A 13285-nucleotide genomic window follows, 5' to 3' on the forward strand; every position below is an offset into this window, starting at 1 on the left:
CCTCCCAAGAGGAATAAGCTATTCTAAAGGAGCACGCTCATTCTCAGTAAAACTCTGCCCCAGCACCGTTGACTGTTCTAAATGTATGACCTTTGAGGCATCCTCTGGACAAAAAGCCACCATTCTCTTGGTAGATGACGATCCCAACCTGGTGCTCTTGGTCAAGGATTACCTTGAGATGCAGGGATATCGCGTGCTCACCGCAGCCCATGGCAATGAAGGACTGGCAATTCTTCGGCAACACACTCCAGATTTAATTATTTGTGATGTGATGATGCCGCAGATGGATGGCTATAGCTTTGTCAGTGCGGTGCGACAACAGGCACACCTCAGTTGGTTGCCAGTGCTCTTTCTCTCTGCTAAGGGGCAAACCCACGATCGCATTAAGGGGTTGCAAACCGGCGGTGATGTTTACCTGGTCAAGCCCTTTGAACCGGATGAACTCCTAGCCCAAATCCAAGCCCTCCTCAAACAAACGGCTCGCCTGTGGGAGGCTCAAGGACGACAAGCCCCCCCTGGGCCCACCCCCCCCCACAGAAACGCGAATTCTCCAATATGTCGCCCGGGGAATGTCGAATCGTGAAATTGCTGCAGAGCTACACGTGAGTCAGCGCACAGTGGAAAGCCACGTCAGCAATATGCTAGGGAAAACGGGTTGCCACAATCGCACTGAGTTGGCTCGCTGGGCGATCGATTATCATTACGTGTGACCTGCGCTCTTTATGAGGGGCATCCTCCAATACCTTAGCTGCTGTAACTCGCCTGTGTCACCGCTGCATGTGCTCGGCCAGTAGGGCTTGGGCGCGGGGTTTATAGAGTAGATGGAACAGCGCTTCCATGTAGCGCATCATATCTTCGCGGTTTTCTTGGGAAGAGAAGTTCCAGAAGCCATAGATCTTGGCAAGGGAGAGCAGGCGGCTGCAGTGAATTTTCCAAGTGTAGGTGCTATAGACCCGCTCGATGCCGGCTTTGGAAATCCGTTGCCACTCCTGGGGATCGCGATCGCAAGCCTCCAGAAAGCGGACGATGGTTTCGGCCATTTCTTCTAAGTGGGTTGGGTTGATATAAAAGCCATTCACCCCATCTTGGATAATTTCCAGAGGGCCACCAAAGCGCGTACCAAAGGTGGGCAGACCACTGATCATTGCCTCCAGAATCGTTAAGCCAAAGGCTTCAAACAAAGCAGGCTGGACAAAAATTCCTTGGCGATCGGCAATAATGCGATAAATTTCCCCCGAATCTGCTTTTGGTAAACGAATCCCTAGCCAGCGAATTTTGCCATGAAGATTGTATTCATGGATGATTTGGTAGAGCTTCTCAATCTCGGCAATTTCCTCGCGATCGCTGGAGTCTGCGGTGCGTAACTTGCCCGCCACCAAAATTAAGTTGCAGCGCTCCTGCAGTGCTTTGCTGCGGCCAAAGGCTTCCGCTAGGCCGGTGAGGTTCTTAATCCGATCCAGCCGTGCCATCGAAAAGAGGGGGCGTTTTTCAGGAGCCTCTAAGTAACCATAGATCTGCTGCGGGTCTTCAAGGGTAAAGAGCAGTTCCTCCAACCGCTGGCGATCGCCCTCTAGTCGCTCCGTATAGTGGTAGTAGGGAAAGTAAACTTGTTCATTCACCCCCGGTGGCACCACATTAAACTTCGGGCTAAAGAGTTCAATGCCATTCACCACATGGTACAGATCGGGCATTGTAAAGGACTGATAGGACTCGTACTGGCCGATGCTGTCGGGTGTGCCCACAATCTCTTGGTAGGTACTGCTGATAATAAAGTTGGCGGCATTCATGGCAATCAGATCCGCCGTAAATTGCAGCGAGAAGTGATACTTATCCTCCAAGTCCTGCCAGTAGAGGTTACTAAACAGGTATTTCGATTTCTCGAGGGCATGGGCAATGTTGCACTGGGTAACCTTCAGTCGCCGCGCCAAGAGGAAAGCCACTAGGTTGCCATCGGAATAGTTGCCAATAATCAAGTCGGGGACATGGCCAAACTCGGCTCGCAACTCTCGCTCCGCATCAATGGCAAAGGTTTCCAAATAGGGCCAGATTTCAAAGCGAGAAATCCAGTTTTGCGTCACCTTAGGATTAAATTCCCGGAAGGGGACCCGCAGGATCCAAGCATCATTGGTGCCGTAGATTTTCTCTAGGCGTTGGTTGCACAGGGTCCCTTCGGCGTTGGGAATCAGACGGGTGAGCACAATAATTTTAGGCCGTGCCTCGAGTACCCCCAACCCCGCCAGTTCTAAATCCTCCCGCATTTGTTTTTCAAGGCTTTTCACTTGGTCGAGGATATAGACCACCTGCCCACCGGTGTCGGGTCGCCCCAGCACCCCCTCTTGGCCAAACCAGCCGTGGGGAGAAATCAGGGCAATGCGAAAGAGCATCGGAATCCGCGAGACAAAGGCCTCCAGCACTTGGTGATCGGGAGAGTCCAAGAGTTGATCCAAAATTTCTAGGGTGTCCCGCACCCGGGCGACAGTATTGCCCCAACCCGGTTCAAAGCCGAGATTTTGCAGTTCAAAGCGAAACTCACTATAGGCCGCGGTGGGGGCGCGATCGCTTAGGGCTACAAGAGCTTGTTTCACCTGTTCTGAGAGGTGTTGAGGAGAGCGAATCCGCTCATTAATCAGGAGTTGATAGCCGTTGTAGCGGTGAATTTGCAAAAAGTTAAAAAGGTTTTGCTGCCACTGGCGTGGGTCTTGGAACAGCTTACTAGATAAGTAACGATTGAGAAATTCCACCCCCTTACCGATATTCTTGGCATCGCGGATGATCGGCGAGTAGTCATAGAAAGGCTGAACATCAATTTCAAAAACATCCCCCTCGTTGGGATGGTAGTGATTGACAAGGCGATCGCGCAGATCCAATAGCTCCGGGATCGTCATCGGCACAATTGTCAAATCCTCCACCAGCAGCCGACACACCTCCTGCTGCGCAATCCGTGGCCGAATAATCCAGCAGAGACTTTCGTTGTCAACAATGATCTCTTGGGTGTAGAACACCAGCTTACTGAGGCGTGACTCTGAGGGTGGGGGGACAGGTCGCCCTTGATTGCGACAGTAATCTGCAAAGGCATCCAGAATATCATTGCGCAGGAGATAACCTTTTTCTCCTAGTTGCAGGATGCGTGAAAACTGGCGCAGATCGGCACGTTCATCACTTTCAACAACGGATTTGAGGAGCACAGAGGTCATCGGCAAACTCAGAACACGGCTTTTACTTGAGACGGCACAGGGGCTTGGGTCGTTTCCATTCTAGGTTTCTCCCTGAATAGGGTCAATTTTGCACCAGCGATCGCCGGATTTGGCCATAGTTCCAAAAACCAAACCACAACCACAACAGCAATAGGCCACTTGTCAGTCCCAGCACCGGTGCAACGCCAAAATTGCGGATCAGAATCGGTGCTGCAGCAGTAAACAACCCACCCCCGACAATTGGCTCAAAGAGAATTTGCTTGTAGGCAAAACTTTCCAGTGCCCCCGATTGATTGCGGGGGTCTACCATACGAATCAGCAATAATCCAGTAGATGTCACTCCCATTGATTGCCCCATGTCACCAATCCCACGCTCAAACCAAAACATGGGCAAAATTCGCGGCGCTAAATAGAGCATGACAAAGAGATTCCAACCAATTCCCCCCAAACTCAAGAGGATAAAGGGGATGAGATTTTCACCAATGGCCGTTAAAGAGAGGGTGGCCAGGGCGGTAATAATCGTCACATCCAAAGCTACACCGCCAATGTGGTTAATCAGTGGCCGGCTAATCAGGTACTGTTTGCGCCAACGGGTCAAGATTAACTGCACAATAATGCCACCGATGAGAGCCAAGGGAAATAGGGGCACATAGGCCATGAGCTTCAAACCCGTGTGTCCCCAACTGACACGCTCTAAGAGCCGCAGGGCCTCAAGAATCACCCAGCCCACAAGAATCGCCAAGCCGACAAAACAGAAATTTAATGACAAAGGATCAATGAGTAACTCCCGCAGCAGTTGTTGGCGCCGCTGCCGTGTTTCTGCGTCATCGTGGGGATGGGGGTCTGGATTCTCCTCAGCTTTGAAGTCTGCCAAGGGTTGGATCTGGAGGCGTCCCGTGCGCCGTGCCCAGTTAATCAGTGCCACCCCAAAAACCACCCCAGAGACCAAACCCACCGTCGCCAAGCCCAAGGCCATATCAGCACCCGCACTAAAGTTTAACTCCCTAAAGGTATCGGCCATCCCAGCGGCAGTTCCATGTCCCCCCTCAAAGGTGATCTCAATCAGGGCACCAGCAATCGGATCCATGCCAAATACGGGAGTGAGAACAAGCCAAGTTAGCAGCAAACCCACAACATATTGCCCCCAAGCCAGAATCTGACCAAAGGCCACCTGCGGTGAGGCTTTCTGCCAAATTTCCCGAGGGCTAGGGATGATCTCCCCTAAAAATAGACAGGCGAAAACAATGTTGATGAAAATACTCGGGGATTGCTTCCAAACTTCACGGATATCTTCGGCAAAAAGGCCATTGACCAAACCCGAGGCGGGAGCAATGTGGCTGGCGATCGCCCCCAGCACACTAGGACCAAGGATGAGTCCCAAGATGCCCGCAATCACTGAACTGGGCATATAGAGGGATCTCATGAGCGCCCAACGCTGCCGCACAATTCGCCCCCCCAGCAGCAAAACACCCATGAAAATAAACGCCCAAAAAACTGTCACTAGCCTAAACATCTGCGATGCCAACTCCTAAAGATTGCCGTGATCATAGAGCCTGCAACCGCAGGACTCAACCCCTCAAAAGTTCGTGGCGGCGCAACCAATCCAAAAGTAGGCCATTGACGCGATCGGGCTGTTCATCGTGGGGGCAGTGCCCGCTGTGATCGAGCGCCACCACTTCCAGTGTTGGCTGGACCTGTTGAAACTGCCGGCTAAGGATTGGGGGGATGAAGCGATCCTGTTTTCCCCAAATCAGCAATAGGGGTTGGGACACACGCTTGAGCATCCTCTTGGCGCTGGGTCCGAAGTCTGGACGGCTCATGGCGCGAATGATTTGCCCAAAGGCGCGATCGCTATGGCGGTCGTAGGCCGGGGTAAGCAGAATTTCCAGCAATTCATCATCCACACAGGCGGGGTTGGCGTAGGCCAGTTGGGCCCAGCGCTTGACAATAAAAGGACAGCGAATTGTGTAAAACAGAGCGCGCAGCAGCCAAGGGGCGGTAAAAATCTGTTCAATTGTCCCCACAAGGGGTGCGATCGCCCGTGGAATCAACTCTTCACGCAGGGCTGGATCCGGCAGACTCAACATCACCACTCCCGCCGCCATCTGCGGGTAGCGGTAGGCGCAGGTGAGAGCAATCAAGGCGCCAATGGAGTTGCCAACCACCACTGCTGGTTGCCCCACAATTCCTTGCCAAAAGGCATGAACCTGAGCCGCCCAAAACTCAGCACCATAGGCCGCAATGGGCTTTTCTGCTGCCCCGAACCCCATCAAATCAAGGGCATAGGTCGGCTGATGCTCTCCCAGCAGCCGCAAATTGTACCGCCAGTGCCCTAGAGATGCCCCAAAGCCGTGCAGCAAGATCACGGGAGACCCCCGATCCCCCTTGGAAGCAGGTCGCCAAAAACCATAGCGACTCTGCCAGCCCCGCCAGCACCAATCCCGCTGGACGCCATAGCGATAGGGCTCCACCAGTTGTCTCCTGTACCCATTCATCCAATAATGACTTCTATCTTATGAAGTTTTGCAACAGATTCATCCAGACCCAAAAGGAGTTCGACCTTGAGTCCATCAGCAACCGTACAAACAAAGGACGCGATCGCCCCCCACGGCGGTATCCTTGTCAATCGTATTCTGTCCCCCGAACAAAAACAGGCTTGGCTTGCTCGCGCCGATCAATTGCCCCGCGTGACCCTCGATGAGCGAGCTGTCTCTGACTTGGAACTCATTGCCATTGGTGGCTTTAGCCCTCTGACGGGATTTATGGGACAGGCCGACTATGAGCGAGTTGTCGAAGAAATGTATCTTACCAATGGGTTGCCCTGGTCAATTCCCATTACCCTCTCTGTCAGTGCTGAGGTGGCGGCTCCCCTGGAAATTGGCCAAACCATTCGCCTAGATAATGCAGCGGGTCAGTTTTTGGGAATTCTTGAACTCACCGAAAAATATACCTATGACAAACGCCGTGAGGCTCGCTGTGTCTATCGCACCGAAGATGACAAACACCCCGGCGTTAAGGTGGTCTATGAACAGGGAGAAGTCAACCTTGCAGGTCCGATTTGGCTCCTAGAGCGACATCCCCATCCCCAATTTCCCAACTATTGCATTGATCCAGTGGATTCCCGTGCCCTTTTCCGCGAAAAAGGTTGGCGGACGATCGTTGGTTTTCAGACCCGCAACCCGATCCACCGTGCCCATGAATACATTCAAAAATGTGCCCTTGAAATCGTTGATGGCCTCTTTTTGCATCCCCTTGTGGGCGCCACCAAGGAAGATGACATTCCTGCGGACGTGCGGATGCGCTGCTATGAAATTGTGTTGGACCACTATTTTCCCAAAGATCGGGTGATTCTAGCGATCAATCCGGCAGCCATGCGCTATGCAGGGCCACGGGAGGCAATTTTCCATGCCCTCGTCCGCAAAAACTATGGCTGTACCCATTTCATCGTTGGTCGCGACCACGCTGGCGTGGGAGACTACTACGGCACCTACGATGCCCAACATATCTTTGATGAATTTGATCCAGGGGCCTTGGGGATTATTCCCTTGAAGTTTGAGCACGCCTTCTACTGCACCCGCACTCAGTCGATGGCCACCAGTAAAACGAGTCCCAGCAAACCTGAAGAGCGCATTCACCTCTCAGGGACTAAGGTACGGGAAATGCTGCGCCGAGGAGAATTGCCGCCTCCAGAGTTTTCGCGGCCAGAAGTTGCAGCAGAACTGGCACGCGCTATGCGACAACCGCAACCCACGCCATAGCCCAAAAATAAAACGAGGGGGTCAAGCTGACGGCAGCAAGACCCCTAAGAAGTTAGCAACGACGATAGAGTAACTCAACAACTAAGGTGGACAACTTGTGGTTTCAACTGGCGACTCAAACCCCACTCGGCGATCTTAACCGATCAGGCTTGGAGCATGGACACTAGGTACTGAATTGCTGTCAACGTTGACGACCTCGGATATTGGGAGGTTACCTAGCTTTGCCTTAACTCCCATGGACACAGGATGGGGACTTCGGCAGTAACCACACAAACGATAAGGCTGGATAAAGCGAGAGGACAAATACACAACGGTGAAGCTCAAAGGATTAATTTTGATGTTACCCGCAAGACAGGAGTGAGATTTATCTTGGAGTAACTTTGCTTTATCCTGAACTCAAGGACTGGGAGGCACAAGCCTTAAGTTCACTCTTATCGTTAACCTTTCTTTCTGTGCCTACTTTTAAGTTAGCATAGCCCTTTGGGAATCCTCAAATGTTAACTGAAAATTCAATATCTGAAATATTCCTTAACTGATTCTGCAATATGCCGTTAGATTTAGTGGTTGCGCCCTTTTGGTGGTATTTTTCGACCGAACATTATCTCTGCTTTTAACAGTTGGGGCGATCGCCCCCAGCTCATAAAAAACTGCACCCGCCCCCTTCTTGCCACTATGGCGGAGCTGATGCAGAACTATACTGGTTATTTTTACCTGTAAAGTCTCTATAGGGGTTCTGCTTGCGCAAGACAGTAACTAGCTCTTACGGGCGGGTGTCCCCGTGAAGGGCTGTGCTCCTGTGGAAGGATAGTGATCATTCCGCGGGGTGAAGATGCGTCCAAATGCCTCCATCAAAAAGACCATCATACTTTGCAGTTTCTCACGTATTGCTCTTAACATAGGTCAACTCCTAAAGAAAGCGATTTAGGCTTCCGCCTGTGGCTGAATGAATGAACACCGCAGGAAAAACTCGAAACTTGCTCTACCGGAGCAACGGGATCGGACTTTGTCTCCGGGCCATTAGGTATAGCCCTTTTCCCATGCATGGAACACACTCACAACCGGGAAAGCTCCTATAGGAGAAGATCGTTTTCCCGCCTGCAGCCCATCCATAGAAAAGGACTCTAAAGGCTGTACTTTTAGTATAAAAAATCAGACCCGTTGCCTGAGAGAGTTTGAGACAATTTTTTATATCCTGAATAAGGAAGTTATTGATTTGTGAAATTCTGTTCTCAATGCGATTCCACCCATGACATTTCTTCCCCCTCTTTCTGATCTTTCGCTGCGCTCGCAGGTGGCGCAAATGGTGGTTGTGCGAGCCAGTGGCTACCTCTACGATCGCCAGATTCAGTATCCCGCTTGGGAGCCGCCCCAAAACACCTTAAAACACTGGATTAAAGACTGGGGAGTAGGCGGGGTGATTCTCTTGGGGGGCAGTGCCGTCGAAGTGGCAGAACGCTGTCAGCAGCTTCAATCTTGGGCGACGATTCCCCTATTACTCGCAGCGGATATTGAGGAGGGGGTCGGCCAACGCTTCAGTGGTGCGACGCAATTTCCGCCGCCGGCGGCTTTGGGAGCCATTGCCAAAAAGAATCCACAACGGGCGGTTGAGCTGGCTAGGGCAATGGGAGCCCACACCGCAGCTGAGGCTTTAGCCATTGGCTTAAATTGGGTGCTTGCCCCAGTGGTGGATGTGAATAACAATCCCGCGAACCCAGTGATTAATGTGCGTGCCTTTGGCGAGGAGCCAGACATTGTGAGTGCTCTGGCAACCGCTTTCATCCAAGGGGCACGTACCCATCCAGTGCTAACAACGGCAAAACATTTTCCCGGCCATGGGGATACGGCAACGGATTCCCATTTAGAGCTACCCGTGATGCCCCACGATCGCGATCGCCTGCAAGCCATTGAATGGCCGCCCTTTATTGCTGCCATTGCTGCAGGGGTGGATGCTGTCATGAGTGCCCATGTCCACCTACCTGCCTTGGATGCCGAGCGGCCCGCCACCCTGTCTCCCCCAATTCTCACGGGAATTTTGCGCCAACAGATGGGGTTCAGGGGGCTAATTGTCACCGATGCCCTGGTCATGGGGGCGATCGCCAACGCCTACGGTACCGCCGAAGCCGCCGTCAAAGCTGTAGAAGCCGGTGCCGATATTTTGCTCATGCCCTCAGATCCCCCAGCAGCCATTGAAGCAGTGGTTGCTGCCGTTGAGTCAGGGCGGATTCCTTCTGAACGCATTCAGGCTGCCGTAGCCCGCATCCAAGCTGCAAAGGATCGCCTTCAGCCCTTGGCATTGCAGTTAGACTATTTCCAAACCACACCAGCAGTTGAGGTGGCCACCACTATTGCCCAAGAGAGTCTTGAGCGTGCCGGCCCCGCCTTGCCAGCAGTGACCTCTGGGGTCAATTGTCTGATTGTGGATGATGCCCTACAGGCGAGTTTTTTGAGCCGTACCTCTCCAGCCCTCACCCTGCCTCCCACTTGGGGATTTAGCCAACGACTGGTGGTTGATCAGCAAACACCCCTGACGATGATTGAGGCCTTGCCCAAGGCACCGACCTTAGTGCAGGTGTTTAGTCGCGGCAATCCTTTCCGAGGCAAAGCGGGTTTAAGTGCGCCAGCGATCGCCACCCTCGAACAACTGCAAACCCAAAATCAACTGGCGGGTCTGGTGGTTTATGGCAGTCCCTATGCCTACCAGGAGATAACCCAGTGGCTTCACCCCAAGGTGCCCCGCGTCTTTAGCTATGGACACTACAGCATTGCCCAAGGTCTGGCGCTGGCGTACTTACTAAAGGTTTCTTGATCTTTTGTGAGGGAATCCATAGGAAACCCCTATACTGCTTTCACGTCCCTAGAGATACCCCCTAGGATTTGGTGCCATGATGAAGTTTCCTACGGTGGCTGGCTTGGCAACTCTCTACACAGTTGCCACAACCCTAGCGATCGCCCCCATGAGTTTTGCAGCTCCCCAGTCTTGGCTCGATCAACCGCTGCGTAACTGGAATCCCAGCCTGCCTCTCCTAGACATTCCCCCGCGGGGCAATCCGGATCCCAGTGAGTTGAACCGCTGTCGCAGCACACTGCGTTCTCCCCAATCCATGGCCGATCGCCTGATCCAACAGCGGGGCTGGTATCTGGTGGGCACACCCATTCGCCATCAGAATGTGGAAATTATCCTTGGTAATACTAGTTTTGATGGTATGTGTCGCCCGATGGGGTATCAGGCCTTTGTTTTTGCCCGGGGACGTTACTTGGGAACATTGTCGCCAAATCTCATGGATTCCCGTGCCGATGGCTCGTTCCTTGGCAAGGTCAAGTTCCAAAGTGATGGCACCTTCACCGCAGACTTTGCCCGCTATCACCCCAATGATCCCCTCTGTTGCCCCAGTCGCATCAGTACCGTAACCTATCGCCTTGAAGGGGGACTACTGCCTCTGCCGCGCTTAGTGCCGGTGGTCGTTTCCACACAAGCAACGGGGAATCACCCTCCCGACCTGAGCCTCAGCGGTCCGGACCTCAGCCTTAGCGGTCAGCGGTGGCGTCTCAGGCGCATCGCTAATGAAGCCGTGCCAGTGGATACCGCCTTCATTGAGTTTGAGGGTGCCAACCGCCGTGCCAATGGCTTTACTGGCTGTAATCATTTTAATGGTGGCTACATCGCCAACGGCCCACGTCTCCTTTTTGCCCCCTTAGCAACCAGCCAACGTCGCTGTGGCCAAGAACAGCTTCAGAGTGTGGAAACCCAGATGCTACAGGGCCTCAACCGCACCAACCGCTACCGTATTCAAGGAAATACCCTGCAACTTTTTGAGGGTAATCGCCTATTGTTGACCTTTGAAGCGGGTGCGACTGCAAGTCCCCTCAGTGGCCGCTGGCAACTTCAGCGCCTCGGGAATCCGCCGCTGCCACCGCGTAATCCCATGGATACCGTGTTTATTGAGTTTGATCCCAGTGCCCAGCAAGCAACAGGTTTCAGTGGCTGTAATAACTTTACCAGTGGCTACAGCGTCAATGCCCAGCAATTGCGGTTTTCAGCAGTTGCGACAACGCGGCGAGCCTGTATGGGTCCATGGGCACAAAGGATAGAGATGTCGTTTTTGCAGAGCCTCGAGCAAACGAACCGCTACCGCATTGAGGGAAATACATTGACGTTCTATGATGGCGATCGCCCCCTTGCGATGTTTCAGCGAACACCCTAGGGAAGATCTGCCATTGAGTGATTCTTCATGACCGAGAAACCTCGTCCCCGCAAAAAAAATCGCCCGACAGCGACCCGCCCTCCTCGCCCCCAGCGACGCACTCCAGCCAAACCAATTCAGAAGGCACCCCCAACTGCCCCGGTGGAGGATGCCCCCGAACTCCTCTATGGTCGCCATGCGGTGCTCTCAGCCCTTGAAAGTGGCCGTCCCTGCAACCGTATTTGGGTGATTCCTTCGCTGCGCTACGATCCGCGTTTTCATCAACGCTTGAATGAAGCCAAACAGCAGGGAGCAATTATTGATACCGTCACTCCGGAGCGCCTCGATCAACTCTGCCAGCGGGGACGACATCAGGGGATCGCCATTCAGGTGGCTGCCTATAACTATTGGTCCCTTGAGGATCTGTTGGCCAAGGCTGCAACCGTGAATCAACCGGTGCTATTGGCCGCTGATGGCATTACGGATCCGCAAAATCTTGGTGCCATGATCCGCACTGCAGAGGCCCTAGGGATGCAGGGGGTGATTATTCCCCAACGACGGGCAGTGGGTATTACCGCAACCGTGGCCAAAGCAGCCGCAGGCGCCTTGGAGTATTTACCGGTGGCACGGGTGATCAACCTCAACCAAGCCCTTGAAACCCTGAAGGCAGCGGGCTATTGGATCTATGGCCTCTCGGAGCGCGGCGCTGTGCCCCTACCGAAAATCACCTTTGATCGCCCCACCGTTTTTGTGGTTGGCAGTGAAGGGGATGGGATTAGCCTGCAAACGCAAAAGCATTGCGACGAAATTGTTGCCATTCCCTTGGCAGGGCGCACCAGTAGCCTCAATGCCTCAGTGGCGGTGGGGATTGCCCTCTACGAGATCAGTTGTCAGCGATCGCCCGCTTGGGATTTGACCCAGGGACCCCAGGGCTAGGACACTGTTGCCACAGACCGCAGGGCAAAAATTTTATTGAGAACCTCCTCAACCACCTTATCGGGGGTGGAGGCACCGGAGGTAATGCCAATCGTGATCGGGCGATCGGGCAGCCAGTTTTCAGCCACGGTGGGATTCTGATGCAGGGGCTTGTGCTCAATGCGATTTCCCGGCCCAATGCGATCGGCAGAATCAATGTGGTAGGAGGGAATCCCATGCTCAATGGCAATTTCCTGCAGGTGGGTGGTATTCGAGGAGTTGTAGCCACCTATGACCACCATTAGATCCAAGGGTTCCTTGACCAAGCTGAGCATTGCATCTTGGCGTTCTTGGGTGGCATCGCAAATCGTATTGAAGCTCATAAAGTGCTCATTGAGGCGATCGGGCCCGTATTTTTGGATCATCGTACGCTCAAAGAGTTTGCCGATTTGCTCTGTTTCCCCCTTGAGCATCGTTGTTTGGTTGGCAATGCCGACCCGCACCAGATCGCGATCAGGGTCAAAGCCAGGGGAACAGGCCTTGGCAAACTTGGCCATAAATGCGGCGCGATCGCCCCCCTGGAGAATGTAATCGCAGACATAGCGGGCTTCCTCTAGGTTGAGCACAATCAAATACGCGCCGGCAAAGGAACTGGTGGCAATGGTTTCTTCGTGGTTGTATTTACCGTGAATGATCGAGGTGAAACTTACCTTTTTGTGCTTCTCAACACTGTGCCACACCTTCGAGACCCATGGGCAGGTGGTATCCACAATCGTGCAGCCGCGCTCATTGAGCAATTGCATTTCTTGGACACTGGCACCAAAGGCCGGCAAAATCACCACATCCCCCGGGCGCACCTCACTAAAGTCCTTTACCCCATTCACAAGGGGGATAAATTCCACGGCCATTTGCCGTAGGCGCTCATTCACGGAGGGGTTATGGATAATTTCATTAGTGATCCAAATGCGCTCTGTAGGAAAGTGGGTACGGGTTTCATAGGCCAGGGCAACGGCACGTTCAACTCCCCAACAAAAGCCAAAGGCTGCCGCTAAGCGAATCGTCACATCCCCCTGCTGCCAGCGATAGCCATTGGCGCGGATTTGCTGAATCAGAGAACTTTGATACTCCCCTTGGAGCTGCTGGTTCACTGCCTCGCTGTGGCCAAAGCCTTTGCGGTGGTAGTTTTCTGAACTGTGTAGCGATCGCTTGAATGCGCGGGTATCCATTGGTTCTCCTC

Annotated in this window: 8 protein-coding genes and 1 pseudogene; 5 read left to right on the forward strand and 4 right to left on the reverse strand. The window is 53.2% G+C overall.

Annotated features, from left to right (window positions below; genetic code table 11):
* Nucleotides 1–85 precede the first annotated feature (85 nt).
* Nucleotides 86–710 (forward strand): annotated as a pseudogene (locus IGQ16_RS00780) (response regulator transcription factor).
* 57 nt (nt 711–767) lie between these two features.
* Here the strand turns inward: IGQ16_RS00780 and IGQ16_RS00790 are convergent.
* The 3 genes from IGQ16_RS00790 to IGQ16_RS00800 form a co-directional block, all read right to left on the reverse strand.
* On the reverse strand, nt 768–3194 hold the full coding sequence (locus IGQ16_RS00790) for a sucrose synthase (RefSeq protein ID WP_297059870.1): 2427 nt from the start codon (nt 3192–3194) through the stop codon (nt 768–770).
* A gap of 82 nt (nt 3195–3276) precedes the next feature.
* Nucleotides 3277–4707: a sodium/glutamate symporter gene (locus IGQ16_RS00795; protein ID WP_367116104.1), complete on the reverse strand. Its 1431-nt coding sequence runs from the start codon at nt 4705–4707 to the stop codon at nt 3277–3279.
* Nucleotides 4708–4762: 55 nt separating this feature from the next.
* Complete coding sequence (locus tag IGQ16_RS00800) at nt 4763–5689, reverse strand: alpha/beta fold hydrolase (RefSeq protein WP_297040803.1); 927 nt, start codon at nt 5687–5689, stop codon at nt 4763–4765.
* A gap of 66 nt (nt 5690–5755) precedes the next feature.
* On the opposite strand from IGQ16_RS00800, the gene sat reads away from it, so the two are divergent.
* From sat to rlmB, 4 genes are all read left to right on the forward strand, one after another.
* Complete coding sequence (gene sat / locus IGQ16_RS00805) at nt 5756–6952, forward strand: sulfate adenylyltransferase (protein ID WP_297059874.1); 1197 nt, start codon at nt 5756–5758, stop codon at nt 6950–6952.
* A 1246-nt stretch (nt 6953–8198) separates the two neighbouring features.
* Entirely contained in the window at nt 8199–9758 is a 1560-nt protein-coding gene (locus tag IGQ16_RS00810) for a glycoside hydrolase family 3 N-terminal domain-containing protein (protein WP_297059876.1), read from the forward strand.
* 76 nt (nt 9759–9834) lie between these two features.
* The gene (locus IGQ16_RS00815) at nt 9835–11154 is read left to right on the forward strand and encodes an META domain-containing protein (protein ID WP_297059878.1); all 1320 of its coding nucleotides are present in this window, start codon (nt 9835–9837) and stop codon (nt 11152–11154) included.
* Nucleotides 11155–11181: 27 nt separating this feature from the next.
* On the forward strand, nt 11182–12069 hold the full coding sequence (gene rlmB / locus IGQ16_RS00820) for a 23S rRNA (guanosine(2251)-2'-O)-methyltransferase RlmB (protein WP_024124167.1): 888 nt from the start codon (nt 11182–11184) through the stop codon (nt 12067–12069).
* Here the strand turns inward: rlmB and IGQ16_RS00825 are convergent.
* Nucleotides 12066–13274, reverse strand: a complete 1209-nt coding sequence (locus IGQ16_RS00825; RefSeq protein WP_297059880.1) for a 4-hydroxy-3-methylbut-2-enyl diphosphate reductase — start codon at nt 13272–13274, stop codon at nt 12066–12068. The genes rlmB and IGQ16_RS00825 overlap by 4 nt on opposite strands.
* Nucleotides 13275–13285: the final 11 nt, after the last annotated feature.

Source organism: Thermosynechococcus sp. M3746_W2019_013, from assembly GCF_015296045.1.
Classification (GTDB): domain Bacteria; phylum Cyanobacteriota; class Cyanobacteriia; order Thermosynechococcales; family Thermosynechococcaceae; genus Thermosynechococcus.

Excerpts from the sequence above, each read along its gene's own strand:
- IGQ16_RS00790 (WP_297059870.1), bottom strand. The coding sequence starts at position 3,194 with ATGACCTCTGTGCTCCTCAAATCCGTTGTTGAAAGTGATGAACGTGCC.
- IGQ16_RS00795 (WP_367116104.1), bottom strand. The coding sequence starts at position 4,707 with ATGTTTAGGCTAGTGACAGTTTTTTGGGCGTTTATTTTCATGGGTGTT.
- IGQ16_RS00800 (WP_297040803.1), bottom strand. The coding sequence starts at position 5,689 with ATGAATGGGTACAGGAGACAACTGGTGGAGCCCTATCGCTATGGCGTC.
- IGQ16_RS00810 (WP_297059876.1), top strand. The coding sequence starts at position 8,199 with ATGACATTTCTTCCCCCTCTTTCTGATCTTTCGCTGCGCTCGCAGGTG.
- IGQ16_RS00815 (WP_297059878.1), top strand. The coding sequence starts at position 9,835 with ATGATGAAGTTTCCTACGGTGGCTGGCTTGGCAACTCTCTACACAGTT.
- rlmB (WP_024124167.1), top strand. The coding sequence starts at position 11,182 with ATGACCGAGAAACCTCGTCCCCGCAAAAAAAATCGCCCGACAGCGACC.
- IGQ16_RS00825 (WP_297059880.1), bottom strand. The coding sequence starts at position 13,274 with ATGGATACCCGCGCATTCAAGCGATCGCTACACAGTTCAGAAAACTAC.